This window comes from Bradyrhizobium hereditatis, assembly GCF_020329435.1.
GTDB classification, from domain to species: Bacteria; Pseudomonadota; Alphaproteobacteria; order Rhizobiales; family Xanthobacteraceae; genus Bradyrhizobium; species Bradyrhizobium hereditatis.
The window spans coordinates 385,150-402,098 of sequence record NZ_JAGKJK010000004.1 but is presented as its reverse complement, the minus strand read 5'-3'; the positions used below and the strand labels follow the sequence as shown (position 1 = coordinate 402,098).

Sequence of the window (16,949 nt, the reverse complement as noted above, 5' to 3'; positions counted from 1 at the left end):
GACGTTTCCGGCCGCGGTCGGCCGTTCGATTGGGCGGATTGTGCGCCACGTTCAGAAAAACTCCAAATCCTCCGCGCGCCCACCCTTTGCGACGGTTGCGTATTCGATCGCCAGGAACAGCCCGCCCGCCACATATATCCTTCGCTTCTCCGCCCGAGCCATCTCCTGCGAGAGCCGCACGGCATCCGCCATCGTCGCGGCGACATGAACATTCGCCTTGGAATTGCCGAGCTGCGCTACGGCAGCGATGGCTTGCGGCTCGGCGCCCTTGTGATGCGCCGCCGTGCAGATGATGATGTCGAAGGAGGGTGCCAGCGCGCCGACGATCTCCTCGGCCTTCTTGTCGCGCGACGCGCCGGTGACGAGAATCCAGTCCCCCGCGCCGTGGATAGCCATCAGGCTCGCGAGCGATTGACGGATGCCATCCGGCGTGTGGCCGACATCAATTACCGTGAGCGGCTCCTGCTGGATGACTTCCAGACGGCCGGGCCAACGTACATCGTGGAGGCCTGCGCGTATCGCGGCCTCGATCCGGTCAGCGGCGCTCGCCGGGTGAGCGTCCTGCAGCCATAGCAGGAACAGGGTGATTGCGCCGGCGGCGTTGCTGAGCTGAAAGGCGCCAGGCAGGTTGAGGTCGATGCGCTGAAACCGGTGATCGCCGAACTGGTAATCAAAATGTTGCATAGATGCGGAACGTGTCTCGTTGCTGACGCCGATCTCGTCGCGAACGAACAGCGAGGCGCGCGCCGGTCCGCGATTATATTCGGTGAGATGCCGCCGCAAGGATCGGCAGTTCTCGCCATAGATGATGGTGCCCCCGGCGGCGCAGGCGTCGCTTTTGTCGGAGGCGATCAGTTCGAGCGAATGTCCGAGCAGCTCGACATGCTCGTAATCGACCGAGGTGACGCAGGTCGCGCGCGCGCCGACCATGCGGACCGGATCGTAGCGGCCGCCGATGCCGGCCTCGAACACCGCGAAATCGCAATTGCTGTCCTGGAAGTGCAGACAAGCCAGCGCAAACAGCGCTTCGAACGCACCGAAATTTTCGCCGCGGCGCTTCGAGACGTCGGCGATCGCAGCTTCAACCAGTCCTTTGAGCCGGGCGAAGGTCTCGTCATCGATTTCGATGCCATCGATCTGAATCCGCTCGTTGAAGCGAAAGAGGTGAGGGGACGTGAAGAGCCCGGTGCGCAGGCCATAGGCGCGGCCGATGGCGGCACACATCGCCGCCGTGCTGCCCTTGCCGTTCGAGCCAGTCACCACGACCGAGCGGCGCTGCAGCGCTGCACGATCGAGGGAAAGTGCGTCCAGGAGCGCTGCCATGCGCGCGAGGCAAATTCCGTTGCCAAATTTCGGCAGGTCGAACATCACAGCAGACCCGCGGCGGAGAAGGTGTGATGCCAAATTTTCAGAATGAGGTCGCCGCGATTGGAGTCTTCCAGCAGCCGGATCGACGGATTGGAATTGACCTCGATGATTTCGATTGCATCCGGGTTGCCGCCGATATCGTCGAACATGTCGATGGCCGCGACGCGAAGTCCGATCGCACGGGCGGCCTGCCGCGCCAATGTGATGGTCTTCTCGGACGGCGCCTCCGCCAGCACCATCGTGCCGCCCGCGCTCAGGTTCATCCGCCCGGGAATCTCGCGGCGCTCGCCCTTTGCCGGAACGCCGTCCAGCGATAGATCGTTGGCCGGCAGCGAAGCGGGCGAGAGGCCGCGGGCGCGCAGGGCGTCGTTGTGGGCGGTGAGCAGTTCACGAAGGGTATGCACACCGTCGCCGGTGATGTAGGGCGGGTATTTTCGCGCGCAGAAGAGCACGTCGTCGTCGAGCAGGAAAACGCGATATTCGGTTCCATCGACGATCGGCTGGATCAGGACCGCGTCGTAATATTTCATCACCTCGTCGAGATAGCGAACGAGCGCCGCTTCGTCGTGAATGGCTTGTGCGAAATCGCCGCGCGATCCCGTCAGCGGTTTGACGAAGACAGATCCCAATGCCCTGAGATATTCGAGCGCGTCGCTGCGCTCATGGCCTGCGGGGCGATGCGCGCGATGGCGGTCGTGCAGGAAGAAGTATTCGCCGCCGAGCGCCGGCACGCCAGCCTCTCGCAGGATCCTGCTCGCAAAATGCTTGTCGGATGCCAGCGTCGAGGCGGTCGCATTGTTCTGCGGATACCAGGAGCACCGACCAGCGCCAAAATGAAGCAGCTTGCCGCGCGAGGCGATGCTGAAGATCAATCCAGAACCGTCGTCGAGATCGCGAAATTCCAAACCGAATTCGGCACAGGCGAATTCCGCATAGATGGTCTGGTCCGGATAGAAGCCCGGTTTTCCCTTTCGAAACTCAGTGGGGCTTCGCATGCGATCTCTTTTGAAACGTTCTTAATTCGGCGTAGTCATTTATTGCCAGATCGGCGCCGAATTCAGCAAGTTAATTGCGTGAAGGTGGCGTTAACGACGCCAATCGAACCTTTTTGCAAATTAGCCCGACTGCCATTCCGAGTTCTCAATTGTGCTGTGGGTCATATTGACTATGTGTGTCCCGTGCGCAAATGAAGCGCCAAATCGCCAATGATTTCGCTGATTTTTGGCGCTTCGAGGCCTGAAGACCGAAACGTTCTACACTGAGACGTCAGGAAAAACGAAAACACATGAGCGCGTTCTATAGAGAGAAGGTTCTTTCCGTTCGCCACTGGACCGATACGCTTTTCAGCTTCCGAGCCACCCGCGATTCAGGCTTCCGCTTCCAGAATGGACAGTTTGCGATGATCGGCCTCGAGGTCGAGGGCCGGCCGCTTCTGCGCGCCTACAGCATGGCGAGCGCCAATCACGAGGAAGAGCTTGAATTCTTCTCCATCAAGGTGCCGGACGGTCCGCTGACCTCCAAGCTGCAGAAGATCCGCGAGGGCGACGAGATCCTGGTCGGCCGCAAGGCGACCGGCACGCTGATCACCGATAATCTGATTCCGGGCAAGCGTCTGCTCCTGCTGTCGACCGGCACCGGCCTTGCGCCGTTTGCCAGCCTGATCAAGGACCCCGACGTCTACGATCGCTACGAGACCATCGTGCTGGTGCATGGCTGCCGTCAGGTTTCCGAACTCGCCTATGGCGAGGAGCTGGTCGCCAAGCTGCGCGACGACGAACTGTTCGGACCGCTGCTGTCGGAGAAACTGCTCTATTATCCGACGGTAACTCGCGAGCCGTTCCGCAACCGCGGCCGCATCACCGATCTGATCTCGTCCGAGCAGCTCTTCAACGACATCCACCAGCCGCCGCTCGATATCGAGACCGATCGCATCATGATGTGCGGCAGCCCGGCGATGCTGGAAGAGCTCAAGCAGATGTTCGAATCCGGCGGCTTCATCGAGGGCAGCGGCAACACGCCCGGCCATTTCGTGATCGAAAAGGCGTTCGTCGAGCGCTGAGGCGATCGCAGCTTTATCCTTTGTCGTCCCGGCCTTGAGCCGGGATCCATAACCACCGATGCATGTTGTTAACCGCGCTGGGGCCGCCGCCTGACGCAACGATTGTCAGTTGTGGTTACGGGTCCCTGCGTTCGAGGGACGACGTCGCGATAGATCGTTGCTCGCGGCCCAGTAGCCCACTCCCTTTCCCCGCTGCTATAAACCTTTCCGAACGCCGCGCGACTCTTTACCGACGCGGCGATTGAGGGAGCGTGTGCGTGCCGGTGCGTGACGAACTGGGGCCAGGAAAGACCGCGTTCGTGTTCGCGGGCGGCGGCAGCTTCGGTGCCATCCAGGTCGGCATGCTGCATTCGCTGGCGGCGCACGGCGTCACCGCCGACATGGTGGTCGGTTGCAGCGTCGGCGCCTTGAACGGCGCCTTCTACGCTGGCGATCCCACGCCCGACGGCGTGCAGCGGCTCGCCGCCATCTGGCGCGCCCTGCAGCGGCATGATGTCTTTCCGATCACCTGGCGGACGGTCCTGAGCTTCCTGTGGCGCCGCGATTTCCTCATTCCCCATGACGGCATCCGCAAGCTGATCGACGACCATATCCCCTACCGCAATCTCGAAGAGGCGAAGCTGCCGGTGCACATCGTCGCGACCGACATCGTCTCCGGCGACAGCGTGGTGCTATCGGAGGGCTCGACCGCGGAAGCGATCGTCGCATCCACCGCGATCCCCGGCGCGTTCTCGCCGATCCGCTACCGGGACTACTATCTCGCCGACGGCGCGATCTCCTCCAACACGCCGATCCAGGTCGCCGTGAAGAAGGGAGCGAAACGGCTGATCGTTCTGCCGACCGGGCACGCCTGCGCTAATCAGGCCCCGCCGGTCGGCGCCGTCGCCAACGCGCTGCACGCGCTGACGCTGTTGATCGCGCGGCAACTGGTCAGCGAGCTCGAAACGCTCGGGCCCGACATCGAGTATTTTGTGGTTCCGCCGCTATGCCCGCTGGTAGGCTCTCCTTACGATTTCTCGCGAACCAACGACCACATCGACCGCGCCATTCTCTCGACCGACGCGTGGCTGAACCAGCATGGCTTGCAGCAGGGCAAGATCCCGCACGAGATGCGGTTGCACAGCCACTAGATTCGATCAGCGCGCTGGGTCGCTACGCTGCACTGCAAAAGGCGGCTGATTTATTCGGCTCCGTGACGCCCAGCAAATTTTATTCAAGCCGCCGTCACGTTGCCGTATGCCGCTCCGTATATCCGTGTAGCGCTTGCTCCGGCGATTGGACTAAGCTGTTGCTGGCGACGCGACAATCCATCTGAGGGGCTCCATGGAAACGCTGCTGCTTCCGTTCTCGCCACGCTACATCGTGCTGACGGTCTGCGCCGTGGTGACGGCATTGCTGATCAGTATCGGGATCTTCGACAATAATATAAAAGTGTGGGAATTGCTGGCGGTTCCGATCGCGATCTTCGGTGCTCTCACATTGCTCGGGGTTCGCGATCTCCTGCAAAAGAACCATGCGGTCTTACGCAACTACCCGATCTCGGCGCATATCCGTTTCCTGCTCGAGGAAATCCGTCCCGAGATACGGCAGTACTTCTTCGAGAGCGAGAAGGACGGCATGCCGTTCTCCCGCGATACCCGTGCTCTGGTCTATCAGCGCGCAAAGATGCAGCTCGACAAGCGGCCGTTCGGCACCCAGCAGGACGTCTATCGCGATGGTTATGAATGGATGCACCATTCGATGGCGCCGAAGTCTCCTGCCGTCGAGCAGTTTCGCGTCAGCATCGGGGGGCCGGATTGCACCAAGCCGTACTCGGCCTCGGTCTTCAACATCTCTGCGATGAGTTTTGGGGCGCTCAGCCCCAACGCCGTGCGGGCGCTAAATGCCGGTGCGAAGAAGGGCAGCTTTGCGCATGATACCGGCGAGGGCGGCGTCAGTCCTTACCACCGCGAACACGGCGGTGACATCATCTGGGAAATCGGCTCGGGCTATTTCGGCTGCCGCAACCGCGACGGCTCGTTCAACCCGGAGGAATTTGCCCGCATCGCCAGCGACGATCAGATCAAGATGGTCGAACTCAAGATCAGCCAGGGCGCCAAGCCTGGACATGGCGGGGTGCTTCCGGCGGCCAAGGTTTCTGAGGAGATCTCCAAAATTCGCGGTGTCCCCATGGGCGAGGATTGCATTTCGCCGGCCACGCACCGCGCGTTCTCGACGCCGCTGGAAATGATGGTCTTCATCGGCGAGATGCGCCGACTGTCCGGCGGCAAGCCCGCCGGATTCAAGCTGTGCATTGGTCATCCCTGGGAATTCCTGGCGATCTGCAAGGCGATGCTTCAGACTGGGATATATCCCGATTTCATTGTGGTCGACGGCAATGAAGGCGGCACCGGTGCTGCGCCGCTGGAATTCATGGACCATCTGGGCATGCCGATGCGCGAAGGCGTCAACTTCGTCCATAATGCACTGATCGGCATCAATGCGCGCGACCGGATCAAGATCGGTGCCGCCGGCAAGATCGCGACTGCATTCGACATGGCGCGCGCGATGGCGATCGGCGCCGATTGGTGCAACTCGGCGCGCGGCTTCATGTTTGCTCTCGGCTGCATCCAGTCGTTGAGCTGCCATACCGATCGATGCCCAACTGGCGTGAGCACCCAGGATCCGCTCCGCGCCCGCGCGCTGGTGGTGCCGGACAAGATCGCGCGGGTCTACAATTATCACCACGCGACCCTTCACGCCCTGTCCGAACTTATCGCCGCCGCCGGCCTCGACCACCCGCGGCAATTGCGGCCGATCCATTTCTCGCAGCGATCCTCCACGAACGACACATTGTCATTTGCCAAACTTTATCCATCGCTGCGTCCGGGCGAGCTGATCGAAGGCACCCAGGATCCGCGCTTCCGCGATGCCTGGGCGATGGCACGCGCAGATTCGTTCCAGCCGGTGGGATAAAAATCTCAACGGATTCCCACGCGCTGTTGAATCTTGCCGGGGTTGCTTTCTGGTAAGATTTCCGCAGGCGATTTGGAGTGGAACCCGCAAGAAACGATAATGCTCTACCTCGAACTCGGGATCGTGACGGTCCTGATCGTCACCAATGGCTTGCTCTCAATGTCCGAGCTCGCCATCATCTCGTCGCGGCCGGCACGATTGGCGGCGCTGGTGGAGAAGAACGTCAAAGGCTCGCGCCGGGCGCTCGCGCTGGCATCCGATCCCGGAAAATTCCTTTCAACGGTCCAGATCGGCATCACGTTGATCGGCGTGCTGTCAGGCGCGTTTTCCGGAGCGACGCTCGGCCAGCGTCTGAGTGATCTGCTGGTCGGAGTCGGATGGTCGCAAGGGCTGGCCGATACGATCGGCGTCGGCACCGTGGTGACCGTGATCACCTATGCGTCGCTCATCATCGGGGAGCTGGTGCCGAAGCAAATTGCCTTGCGCGACCCGGAATCGGTTGCTGTGCGGGTGGCGCCTTACATGATGCTGCTTGCGAAGATCTCGTTGCCGGCTGTCTGGCTTCTCGATCGCTCCGGCAAGGTACTGCTATGGCTATTGGGCCATCGCGGCGAGGCAAGCGACAAAGTCAGCGAGGATGAAATCCGCACCCTCGTCGTTGAAGCCGAGAACGCCGGCGTACTCGAGCCAGGCGAAAAGGAAATGATCGCTGGGGTCATGCGCCTCGGCGATCTTCCGGTCGGTGCCATCATGACGCCGCGACGCGAGGTCAGCATGATCCATGTCGCGGACAGCCAGGAAGCTATCCAATCCGCGCTCGCTACCAACAGCCATTCAAGACTTGTGGTGTTCGATCAGGCGGCAAACGCCGCGGTCGGAATCGTCAAGACCAGGGACATGCTGGACCGGCTTCTGGCGGGGCAGACGCTCGATATCGAGAAGTTGGTCCGCCCTGCGCCGGTCATTCCGGAATTTCTCGACGCGCGGGACGTCGTCACCATCCTGCGGGATTCCCCCGTTCACATGGGGCTGGTCCATGACGAATACGGCGCGTTTCAAGGCGTGGTGACTAGCGCCGACATTCTGGAATCGATCGTCGGCGGCTTTCACACCGAAGAGGGGCCGCCGGAAGTGGCGGCTATCAAACGCGACGACGGTTCATATTTGATCTCGGGATGGATGTCCGCCGTCGAGTTTGCATCGCTGCTCGGGTTCGAGCTGCCTGCATCACGCCAATACCAGACGGTGGCAGGCTTCCTGCTCAACCAGTTCGGCCGGATACCCAATGTCGACGATCACATCGAGGTGGGAGGTTGGCGCTTCGAGATCGTCGATCTTGATGGCCGACGTATCGACAAGGTGTTGGCCGTCAGGATTGCCGATGCTTCGGCTCAGACAGACGCGTGAGAAACTGCATAGCCCGGGTGAGCGTGCGCATCGCCTGATGTCGTCCCTGCCTAGTGCGCAATTGCGCACGGTCGCAGGGTGGCAGACGCCGTTGCAAAACAATTTTGGCCGGTGGCTATGGGTCCCTGCGTTCGCAGGGACGACGAAGAAGCTTAGAACTCGCCGTGGAAACGGCCGGTGAAGATGTGGACCGGGCCGCGGTCGGCGTTATAGGCCGGATTGTTGATCAACTGGTAATCGGCGGTGAGCGTGAAGTTCTTGTCGATCGCGTAGGCGTAGTAGGTTTCGAGAATTCGTTCGTTGCTGTAGTTGAGACGGCCGTCGCCGATCAGCAGGCCGAGACCGCCGGCCGCCAGGAAATCGCGGTGTGCCCCGGAAAGTCCGTTGATCGCGCCGCCCAGACCGAATGTATCGCTCGGCCGTCCCCAATAGCTGCCCTTGACCGACAAGCCTGCCGAGACGCTGCGGTCGATGTCGGTAAACGACAGGATTTCGCTGCGGCCGTCGTTCCAGCTCGCGCGGGCGAACAGGCCGACATCCTTCATGATCTGTTGCTCGGCGTTAACGTAGAATCCGTATTTGAGATTTTGGCGCCGGATGTCTGTCATGACGTTGTTGATATCGAGCGCCGGGTCTGCGGCGCTGATCGCCAGCGCATTGCGGTAGTTGCCGGTATTGCCGCGATTGGCGAAGATACCTAGTCGTAACTTGCCGGGCTGGTCGAACACGGTGTGACGTTCTTCGAATTCGATCACCGCGCCGCCGGTCTTGAAGGTGAGGACATCGCTGTTGGGAGCAGAGGGCACCTGAAACAGCCCCGCTCGGACGGCCCAATCCTTGCGGTTGAGTTCGACGACGGCGCCGCGGGTAAATCCGGGGAGGTCGGCCGGAAAGTCATAGGCCGCCGAAGCCCACATTGACCAGTTCATGAAATCCACACGCGGGTCTTTTGCGTAGGAATTGCCGTCAAAGATATCGCCGACGGCGAATCGCCCGACTGTCACCGTGACCCGGTCGATGTCGCGCTTGCCCGGCAACTGATTGGCCGCATCGGCCACTTCTTCCTGTTCGCCTCCCAGCCCGAACGTCTGCCGGAAGAAATAGCGTTGTGCGCGGAACCTCGGATACTCGGCGCCGCCTTTTTGCGCTTCGCCGTTGGAAAAACCACCGAGGCCTAATGTGCCGCCGATCCCGAAACCCTGTGCCAGCTCCGGACCAAAATAGAGCTCTCCGCCATCCCACAAACGCCACCCGAGGAAGGCTCCGACCGTCCAGGTCTCTCTGACGCGTCCGGCGCCGGGCAGACTGTTCGTGCCTTGATACGGCGAGCGGAAGCTCGGATAGCGCTGAGATATGAAAGTTGTCTGGGCGTGGACGTTCCAGTCCTTGGATGCAGGAGGGGTGGGTGGCTTGATGGCGTAATCGCCTGACGTCGCCGAAGCCGGCCCGTCCCAGATCTTGTAGTTCACTCCGAGCTTGAGGGTGTGGATCTTCGGGTCAACTGCGACGTCCGGCAGCGGTACGTCCGCAAGCCCGTAGGTTCGGGCACCCAGATCGATGTAGCCGTATTCGAGTTTTGCGCTCCAGTTGGCGTCGGCGGCATATTCGACGCCGGCGCCTGCGGTCCAGCCGAGAGGCGCATGCCCGCGCTCGGCTAACACGCTGCCGTCTACATCGTTGATGTCGACGTGGGTCCGGGCCCAGGCGATGCCGCCGGTCACATAGGGGAGCAGCGTTCCGAATGCATATCCGACACGGCCCCGGGCCGTGGCAATGTAGTCGAAGGTGGTGTTGAAAGGGGCCGGCACAAGCCGTGGACGATCAAGCGTGCTGAGAAATGAAACATCGACCTCAGCGCCCAAGATCAGATTGTTCGGGAGTTGAAAGTTATATCCGGCCTGATAGCCGCCGATCAGGCCCGTGATGCTGTGGGGAAAGAATACGCCTTGCAGCGGCAGCGGATTGGTGCCGGGGCCGAAGCCGCCGCCGCCATAACCGGCATGGCCGCCGAGATAGAAACCGGTCCAGCTATGGACGGCTCTTACGGCCGGGGCCTTTAGGGACATGTCGGCGGCGCTGGCAACGCCATCCAATGCGAGCAAGCTGAAGCCCAGGCCAGCCAACAAATAATATCGGTATTGGCTGCGGCGGGTCATCGTGGGGGCATTCTCGGCGCAAACATTCCGGCGGTGGCTCTTATCACTGCAGATTTGCCGGCGCGCTACCATCAAAGAGATCGCCTGAAATCATCGGCCCAACCTCTTTTTGTGGATTAGCGGCTGTTTCCGGCCGAAAGCTGGATCGCAATCCGCTTTGCGAGCTTTGTTGGGAACAATTCGCAATTGCAAGAAGGATTGAGCCATTTCGTCTAAATGACATCGTCGCGTGACGTGCGCGCAACATACCGGCCTGGCCAGGGCGATTGTCCGCAAAAAAGGTGACCCGCCCGGGGGGACCACCGGGCGGGTCGGGTACGGCACGGGGTGGATGAGGCGCCCGTGCCGGACGCAGATCCACGAGAGGCGTTTTCAGTCCTGAAGTGGTTGGCTTGACGAAGACGCTTCTCAAACAGCAACCAAGTCAGCCGCAGAAATCAGTAAGCGCAGGTACGGACGCGGCCGATGTAATTGCCGAAAACGTCGTACTGGCGAACCCAGCCGCAGCGGCGATAGCCGTCATAGTAGTAACCGTCATGGCTGGCGGCGATGGCGCTGCCGACGATGGCGGCACCGACGAGGCCGGCGCCAACCCCCCAGCCCCAACCGACGGGCTTGGCCTGCGCCTGCGTAGCGGAAGCGATAGTGCCGGTGACGGCAAGGGTAGCAAGGGCGAGCGCGGCGAACTTGGTCTTAACAGTCATTTCAATCTCCATCCCGTGGTGAGCGGCCGTTGTGGTCCGCATGCCAAGTTGGACGGAGCGCCATAGAAAGCGGTTCGAAAAGAGGCCTGGAAATATGGTTTCGTCAATTATTTCCTAGACATTGCAGATACTTAGACTATCGCTTGGGCTCGCGACGAAACATTTCGACGTCGAATGTGTCGACATCCTCGAGCAACTCGCAGAACGCGCGCGCGCCGTGATCGAGCAATTGCTCGCCTTTCTCTGCGGAAGCCTTGGTGGCATCGCCGACCGCGCCGCTTTCATGGAGGTCCTGCGCCTGCCATGCGAAAGGCACCGGCCGATGCGCAGAGAGCCAGCGAAATTTTCTCTCCATCGCGATGCTGGCGGGACGAAAATCGGCGATCGCTTCTGTCCGCACGGTCTGCGGATAGCGCGCCAGCATGATCGACGTCTCGACCGCGCCGCCGTGAATGCCGTGACGCAGCTCTTCCGCGGAAAACAATCCATCGGGCGCGCCGAAGCGCGACCAGCTCGTGGTGACGACGAGAAGTTTGTGATGCGCGCGCAGGTCCTGCGCGACCAGCGACATCGCCGCGCTATTGCCGCCATGGCTCGTCACCATCACGAGCTTGCGGATACCTGCTTGCGCGACGCTCTCGCCGATCGCCGTCCACGCCTTCAGCGCGACGTCGGTCGGCAGCGTCTTCGTGCCGGGATAATCGATGTGCTCGGTGGAGATGCCGACCGGCTGCAGCGGCAGGAAGATGACCGGCAGCGCAACGGGCAACAGTTCGCGCACCCGCGCCAGATAGGCCTCGCCGATCAGTACGTCGGTTTCCAGCGGCAGATGCGGGCCGTGCTGCTCGGTCGCCGCCAGCGGGAGCACCGCGATCCAGCGCGCGGCATCGGCTTTGGCGATGTCGGGCCAGTGGATCTTGGTCCAGTCACGGGGCGGAACGGTTGTGGCCATCGAGCGAAGCGTTTCTTTGAACGAATTTGCAGGGTAGTTTGTTAGGTGTTCCGGGGATAGGTCCGATCTCCGGATCAAACCTTGATAAATTCCTTTGGAACGTGGTCAACGTCCCTAAGCTCCCATCATGGGCCAGAACGATCGACGGAGTCCAACCATGAACCCGGCCTTTTTGCCGCGAGCGTTAACCGCGGCTCTTTTGGCACTGGCTGCCGCGATGATGCCGGCGCGTGCGCAAACCCTCGACAAGGTATCGTTCGGAACCAACTGGGTCGCGGAGGCCGAACATGGCGGCTTCTTTCAGGCAGTCGCCGACGGCACCTATAAGAAATACGGCCTTGACGTCACCATCGTGCCGGGCGGGCCCAACACCAACAACCGTATCCTTTTGACCGCGGGCAAGCTCGATTTTTTCATGAGCGCGAATACGCTGCAATCGTTCGACGCAGTTGCCAACGACGTGCCGCTGATTGCGGTCGCTGCGATCTTCCAGAAGGATCCGCAGGTGTTCCTGACCCACCCCGAGAGCAAGGTCACCAAGCTCGAAGAGCTCAAGCCCCTGACGCTTTTTGTTTCCAAGGAAGGCGTCGCGAGCTATTTCCAGTGGCTGAAATCCGAATACGGGTTCAGCGAGAGCAAGGTGAAGCCCTATACCTTCAACTCGCAGCCCTTCATCGTGAACAAGCAGAGCGCGATGCAGGGTTACGTGACATCAGAGCCTTATGCCGTCGAGAAGGCGGCGGGCTTCAAGCCTGGCGTGATCCTGCTCGCCGATCACGGCTTCAACGCCTATTCGACGCTGATCGAGACCCGCCGCGAGATCGTCGACAAGAAGCCTGATCTCGTGCAGCGCTTCGTCGATGCCTCTGCCGTCGGGTGGTACAATTATCTCTACGGCGACAATTCGGCCGGCAACGCCATGATCAAGCAGATGAACCCGGAAATGACTGACGAACTGCTCAGCTATTCGGTCGTCAAGATGAAGGAATACGGCATCGTCGATTCCGGCGACACGTTGCGCGACGGCATCGGCGCGATGAACGACACGCGCATGGCGAGCTTCTTCGACAAGATGGTGCGGGCGGGCGTCGTTCGCCGCGATATCGATTACCGCCAGGCCTACACGCTGCGCTTCGTCAACAAGGGCGTCGGTCTCGATCTGCGGCCGAAGAACTGACCGAGAATGGCCGAGCCGGCTTTGTCCAAGACGGATTTCGGTGCCGCGGGCCTTGCCGTGCGCCTGCGCGCCGTTACCAAGATCTATGACAACGGCGTGACCGCGCTCGGACCGCTTGATCTCGAGGTCGCAAAAGGCGAATTCGTCTCGCTGCTCGGGCCTTCCGGCTGCGGCAAATCCACCGCGCTGCGGCTGATTGCGGGGCTCGCAGCGCCGAGCGCGGGCACGGTGGAGGTTTCCCATCGCGCCAGCAAGGCGGATGGGCGTCATCCCATAGGCTTCGTGTTTCAGGAGCCTACCTTGATGCCATGGGCGAGCGTGCGCGAGAACGTTCGCCTGCCGCTGAAGCTGGCGCACGCGACGACGGCCGAGGCCGACCGGCGCATTGATGACGCGCTGGCGCAGGTCGGGCTTGCCGAATTTGCTGGCGCATACCCGCGCGAATTATCCGGCGGAATGAAGATGCGAGTCTCGCTGGCGCGCGCGCTCGTAACCGACCCGGATATTCTCCTATTGGACGAGCCGTTCGCGGCGCTTGACGAGATCACGCGCTTTCGTCTCAACAACGATCTGCTTGATCTCTGGCGCACGCTGAACAAGACCGTCATCTTCGTCACCCATTCGGTGTTCGAATCGGTCTACCTGTCGCAGCGGGTGATCGTGATGACGGCGCGGCCGGGCCGCCTGGCACGCGAGTTTCGCATCACGGCGCCGGAGCCGCGTGGGGAGGAGTTTCGCACTTCGGCGGAGTACGCGGCGCACTGCCGCGAGGTCTCCGCTGCCCTCGCGCCTTCCTATTTCGGGCAGCGCGGCGCATGAGCTCTTTCCAGAACATCGGCCGCATGCTGCTACCCATCGCCGTGCTCGCGGCGGGACTCGCGCTGTGGGAACTCGTGGTGCGCATCAACGACATCCCGCCCTATGTGCTGCCTAGTCCCTATGTCGTGTTACAGACACTTGTGGCGGACTGGCCGGTGCTGTCGGAGTCGCTTGGCGTCACGCTGCTCACCACGCTGGAAGGCTTTATTGCGGCTGCCATCGGCGGTATTGCGCTGGCGCTGCTGTTCAACCAGTCGAAATGGCTGGAACATTCGTTGTTTCCCTACGCCGTAATTCTGCAGGTCACGCCGGTGATCGCAATTGCGCCGCTGTTGCTGATCTACCTGCCGCAGCAGACCGCGGTGATCGTCTGCGCCTGGATCGTCGGTTTCTTTCCGGTGCTGTCCAACACCACGCTCGGGTTGAATTCGGTGGACCGCAATCTGGCCGGCTTGTTTCAGCTCTATGGCGCGTCGCGTCTGCAGACGCTGCGGTACCTGAAATTGCCGGCGGCGCTGCCCTATATTCTCGGGGGCCTGCGGATCGCGGGCGGCCTGTCGCTGATCGGCGCCGTGGTTGCGGAAATCGCGGCGGGCACCGCCGGCGCCGGCTCCGGCCTTGCCTTCCGGATCGCCGAGTCAGGCTATCGCCTCAACATTCCCCGAATGTTCGCGGCGCTATTGTTGCTGTCGGTGGCCGGGATTGTCATCTATGCCCTGCTGGCGCTAGTTTCGCATCTGGTACTACGGCGCTGGCACGAAAGCGCGCTTGGAAAGGAAAATTGATGGCTGCCGCTAATGTTTCGTCCGAGAAGATCGATCTCCTGATCTACGGCCCGGTCCGGCCGATCCTGGAAAACGGCTTTTCGGATCAGTACGTCCTGCATATGGCGGAGAGCCGCGCCGACCTCGAACGCTTGACGCCCGATGTCGTCGGAAAGATCCGCGGCATGGCGGTGACCTATCACATGGTGCCGGCAGACGCGAAGGCGCTGTCACAATTTCCAAAGCTCGAGATCGTCGCAAGCTTCGGCGTCGGCTACGACCACGTTGATTCCGCTTACGCGCGCGAGCACAACATCGTCGTCACCAACACGCCTGACGTGCTGACGGAAGAAGTCGCCGACGTCGCGATGGGGCTTCTGATTGCGACCGTGCGCGAGTTCGTCAAAGCGGACCGCTATCTGCGCTCCGGCCTGTGGCAGGCGCAAAACTATCCGTTGAGCGTCGGTTCGCTGCGCGACCGCAAGGTCGGAATCGTCGGCATGGGCCGTATCGGTCAAGCGATCGGACGCCGGCTGGAGGCCTCGCGCGTGCCGGTGTGCTATCACTCGCGAAGGCCCTCCTCGGCCGTATCTTACAAGCACTATCCTGATCTCTTGGAGATGGCGAAGGAAGTGGACACGCTGGTCGTGATCGTGCCCGGCGGCGCTTCAACCGCCAAGATGATCAATGCCGATGTGCTCCAGGCGCTCGGTCCGCGCGGCGTCCTGATCAACGTCGCGCGCGGCTCGGTCGTTGACGAGCCGGCGTTGGTGGCCGCCTTGAAATCCGGCACCATCCTTGCGGCCGGGCTCGATGTTTTCGCCAACGAGCCGAACGTGCCGGACGAGCTGAAGGCCATGCAAAATGTCGTGCTGTTGCCACATATCGGCTCGGCTTCCGTGGTAACGCGCAATGCCATGGACCAACTCGTCGTCGATAACCTGAAGAACTGGTTTGCCGGCAAGGCGCCGCTGACGCCGGTGCCGGAAACCCCGGTGAAGGGACGCTGATGTCGCATATGCATTCGGGTATCGCAGCAGCAGCGCTGACCGCGCTGCTTGCGCTTGCGCCGCCATCGGCGGCGCAGGATGCCGCGAGCCTGAAGAAGGAGATGATCGGGCAGTGGGAGCTCGCCACCACTGAGCGCAGCAAGACCTGCGTCGTCACGTTGAAGGGTGACACCACGCCGCAGGGGCTCAAGCTCGAGCTTGAGCCGGGCTGCGCCAAGGCGCTGCCGTTCACCAAGGACATCACGGCCTGGAACATCAGGGGGCTGGATATCGTTCGGCTGCAGGATGCCGCCGGACAGCCGGTGATCGATTTCACCGAAGTCGAAAGCGGCATCTTCGAGGGCTTGCGCAGCGGTGAGGGGGTCTACATCCTGCAGAACCTCGCCGCCGCACGCTCGCTCGCCAAATCGATGGACCAGATGATCGGCGACTGGTCGATGGTCCGCGGCAACGGCCGGCCGGTCTGCGGCCTGACGCTGACCAATACGGAGGCGTCAGGCGATAATTTCCAGGTGTTCCTGAAGCCGAAATGCGATCCGGTAGTCGCCGCCTTTGCGCCGACCGAGTGGCGGCTGGAGCGCGGGCAGATGATCCTGATGTCGAAGTCCGGCGAGACCTGGCAGTTCGAGGCCGACGACAATGCGCAGTGGCGGAAAGTGCCCGATACCGCCGATCCCCTGATCATGCTGCGGGGACAATAGCGTCCAGTTCTCAGTGAACCAGGGCGTGTACTCATTCTGCGGAACAAATCAACGTGCTCGTGCGTCGCGATGGTGACACAACGCCGTTGTTTATCATGCCTGCCCTTTAGGAGAACGAGGAGCCGATCGATGAAAGCCGAAGACGCCGCCGACATGATGGATCAGGAGAAGGCGAACGACCGCTTCAAGCAGCGCGCGGCGGTCGGCATCGCCATTCTGGCGATGCTGCTGGCCATCACCGGGCTTGGCGGCGCCAACGCCGGCAAGGAGGCGACCAACAACAACATCTATGCCGCGAACCACTATGCCTTCTACCAGGCCAAGAACATCCGCCAGACCGACTATAACCTCGCGGCCGACGCGATCGAACTGGCGTTCCTGCAGGACGGAAGCCTCAACGCCGAGGCCAGGGCGGCCCTGAAGGCAAAAGCGGAGGCCTATCGCAAGACGGCGGCACGCTACGAGTCCGAGCCCGAGACGCAGGAGGGCAAGAAGGAATTGATGGTGCGGGCCAAGGACTATGAGAGCAGGCGCGACCATGCGCTGAAGCAGGATCCCTACTTCGACTATGCCGAAGCTCTTCTGCAGATCGCCATCGTGCTGATCTCGGTCTCGATCGTCGCGACGCTGCCCTGGCTTGCGATCGTCGGCGGCATCGTCGGTGCCGCGGGTGGCCTGCTGATGGTCAACGGCTATACACTGGCGATCGAGATACCGTTTCTGGCAGCATAGAGGTCCGCACGCGGATGGTAGTGCAGGTGCTGTTTGGCAAGGATGAGGGGAGCGACGACAATGTGACGCAGGCCGCGCATTCCTCGGTGTTGGCTCTTAGCCAACATGTTGGTCGCGTAGCCAATGTCCGCTTCTGACTCTCAGC

15 protein-coding genes are annotated in these 16,949 nt (G+C 61.6%); 10 read left to right on the top strand and 5 right to left on the bottom strand.

The features are described 5' to 3' along the window. Positions 1-51 precede the first annotated feature (51 nt). Positions 52-1,323 (bottom strand): bifunctional folylpolyglutamate synthase/dihydrofolate synthase, encoded by a 1,272-nt coding sequence (locus J6524_RS12170; RefSeq protein WP_225670744.1) that lies wholly within the window; start codon positions 1,321-1,323, stop codon positions 52-54. A 44-nt stretch (positions 1,324-1,367) separates the two neighbouring features. Next, positions 1,368-2,363: a hypothetical protein gene (locus tag J6524_RS12165; RefSeq protein WP_225670743.1), complete on the bottom strand. Its 996-nt coding sequence runs from the start codon at positions 2,361-2,363 to the stop codon at positions 1,368-1,370. Positions 2,364-2,653: 290 nt separating this feature from the next. Between J6524_RS12165 and J6524_RS12160 the strand changes: the two genes are divergently transcribed. The 4 genes from J6524_RS12160 (at position 2,654) to J6524_RS12145 (ending at position 7,789) form a co-directional block, all read left to right on the top strand. After that, positions 2,654-3,427, top strand: coding sequence for a ferredoxin--NADP reductase (locus J6524_RS12160; protein ID WP_225670742.1), 774 nt, complete (start codon positions 2,654-2,656; stop codon positions 3,425-3,427). A gap of 257 nt (positions 3,428-3,684) precedes the next feature. Continuing rightward, positions 3,685-4,557, top strand: coding sequence for a patatin-like phospholipase family protein (locus J6524_RS12155; RefSeq protein ID WP_225670741.1), 873 nt, complete (start codon positions 3,685-3,687; stop codon positions 4,555-4,557). Positions 4,558-4,750: 193 nt separating this feature from the next. Then, positions 4,751-6,382, top strand: a complete 1,632-nt coding sequence (locus tag J6524_RS12150; protein WP_225670740.1) for an FMN-binding glutamate synthase family protein — start codon at positions 4,751-4,753, stop codon at positions 6,380-6,382. Between the two features lie 99 nt (positions 6,383-6,481). Beyond that, entirely contained in the window at positions 6,482-7,789 is a 1,308-nt protein-coding gene (locus J6524_RS12145; protein WP_225670739.1) for a hemolysin family protein, read from the top strand. Positions 7,790-7,941: 152 nt separating this feature from the next. Here J6524_RS12145 and J6524_RS12140 read toward each other — a convergent pair whose 3' ends face one another. The 3 genes from J6524_RS12140 to J6524_RS12130 all read right to left on the bottom strand — a co-directional run bounded on the left by J6524_RS12140 (position 7,942) and on the right by J6524_RS12130 (position 11,601). Then, a complete protein-coding gene (locus J6524_RS12140) occupies positions 7,942-9,945 on the bottom strand; it encodes a carbohydrate porin (RefSeq protein ID WP_225670738.1) in 2,004 nt (667 codons plus the stop codon). A 437-nt stretch (positions 9,946-10,382) separates the two neighbouring features. Beyond that, positions 10,383-10,649 (bottom strand): hypothetical protein, encoded by a 267-nt coding sequence (locus J6524_RS12135; protein WP_225670737.1) that lies wholly within the window; start codon positions 10,647-10,649, stop codon positions 10,383-10,385. A 136-nt stretch (positions 10,650-10,785) separates the two neighbouring features. Continuing rightward, positions 10,786-11,601: a creatininase family protein gene (locus J6524_RS12130; RefSeq protein ID WP_225670736.1), complete on the bottom strand. Its 816-nt coding sequence runs from the start codon at positions 11,599-11,601 to the stop codon at positions 10,786-10,788. A 157-nt stretch (positions 11,602-11,758) separates the two neighbouring features. On the opposite strand from J6524_RS12130, the gene J6524_RS12125 reads away from it, so the two are divergent. The 6 genes from J6524_RS12125 (at position 11,759) to J6524_RS12100 (ending at position 16,804) form a co-directional block, all read left to right on the top strand. After that, entirely contained in the window at positions 11,759-12,778 is a 1,020-nt protein-coding gene (locus J6524_RS12125) for an ABC transporter substrate-binding protein (protein WP_225670735.1), read from the top strand. A gap of 6 nt (positions 12,779-12,784) precedes the next feature. After that, a complete protein-coding gene (locus J6524_RS12120; protein ID WP_225670734.1) occupies positions 12,785-13,597 on the top strand; it encodes an ABC transporter ATP-binding protein in 813 nt (270 codons plus the stop codon). Continuing rightward, positions 13,594-14,382, top strand: coding sequence for an ABC transporter permease (locus J6524_RS12115; RefSeq protein WP_225670732.1), 789 nt, complete (start codon positions 13,594-13,596; stop codon positions 14,380-14,382). Before J6524_RS12120 ends, J6524_RS12115 begins: the two co-directional genes overlap by 4 nt. Further along, entirely contained in the window at positions 14,382-15,371 is a 990-nt protein-coding gene (locus J6524_RS12110; protein ID WP_225670730.1) for a 2-hydroxyacid dehydrogenase, read from the top strand. Before J6524_RS12115 ends, J6524_RS12110 begins: the two co-directional genes overlap by 1 nt. 8 nt (positions 15,372-15,379) lie before the next feature. Continuing rightward, complete coding sequence (locus tag J6524_RS12105) at positions 15,380-16,072, top strand: protease inhibitor Inh/omp19 family protein (protein ID WP_225670923.1); 693 nt, start codon at positions 15,380-15,382, stop codon at positions 16,070-16,072. Positions 16,073-16,201: 129 nt separating this feature from the next. Next, positions 16,202-16,804, top strand: a complete 603-nt coding sequence (locus J6524_RS12100) for a DUF4337 domain-containing protein (protein ID WP_225670728.1) — start codon at positions 16,202-16,204, stop codon at positions 16,802-16,804. Positions 16,805-16,949: the final 145 nt, after the last annotated feature.

Coding starts and splice junctions, on each gene's coding strand:
- J6524_RS12100 (WP_225670728.1), top strand. CDS start 16,202: ATGAAAGCCGAAGACGCCGCCGACATGATGGATCAGGAGAAGGCGAAC.
- J6524_RS12105 (WP_225670923.1), top strand. CDS start 15,380: ATGCATTCGGGTATCGCAGCAGCAGCGCTGACCGCGCTGCTTGCGCTT.
- J6524_RS12150 (WP_225670740.1), top strand. CDS start 4,751: ATGGAAACGCTGCTGCTTCCGTTCTCGCCACGCTACATCGTGCTGACG.
- J6524_RS12125 (WP_225670735.1), top strand. CDS start 11,759: ATGAACCCGGCCTTTTTGCCGCGAGCGTTAACCGCGGCTCTTTTGGCA.
- J6524_RS12135 (WP_225670737.1), bottom strand. CDS start 10,649: ATGACTGTTAAGACCAAGTTCGCCGCGCTCGCCCTTGCTACCCTTGCC.
- J6524_RS12130 (WP_225670736.1), bottom strand. CDS start 11,601: ATGGCCACAACCGTTCCGCCCCGTGACTGGACCAAGATCCACTGGCCC.
- J6524_RS12160 (WP_225670742.1), top strand. CDS start 2,654: ATGAGCGCGTTCTATAGAGAGAAGGTTCTTTCCGTTCGCCACTGGACC.
- J6524_RS12110 (WP_225670730.1), top strand. CDS start 14,382: ATGGCTGCCGCTAATGTTTCGTCCGAGAAGATCGATCTCCTGATCTAC.
- J6524_RS12165 (WP_225670743.1), bottom strand. CDS start 2,363: ATGCGAAGCCCCACTGAGTTTCGAAAGGGAAAACCGGGCTTCTATCCG.
- J6524_RS12140 (WP_225670738.1), bottom strand. CDS start 9,945: ATGACCCGCCGCAGCCAATACCGATATTATTTGTTGGCTGGCCTGGGC.
- J6524_RS12145 (WP_225670739.1), top strand. CDS start 6,482: ATGCTCTACCTCGAACTCGGGATCGTGACGGTCCTGATCGTCACCAAT.
- J6524_RS12115 (WP_225670732.1), top strand. CDS start 13,594: ATGAGCTCTTTCCAGAACATCGGCCGCATGCTGCTACCCATCGCCGTG.
- J6524_RS12170 (WP_225670744.1), bottom strand. CDS start 1,323: ATGGCAGCGCTCCTGGACGCACTTTCCCTCGATCGTGCAGCGCTGCAG.
- J6524_RS12120 (WP_225670734.1), top strand. CDS start 12,785: ATGGCCGAGCCGGCTTTGTCCAAGACGGATTTCGGTGCCGCGGGCCTT.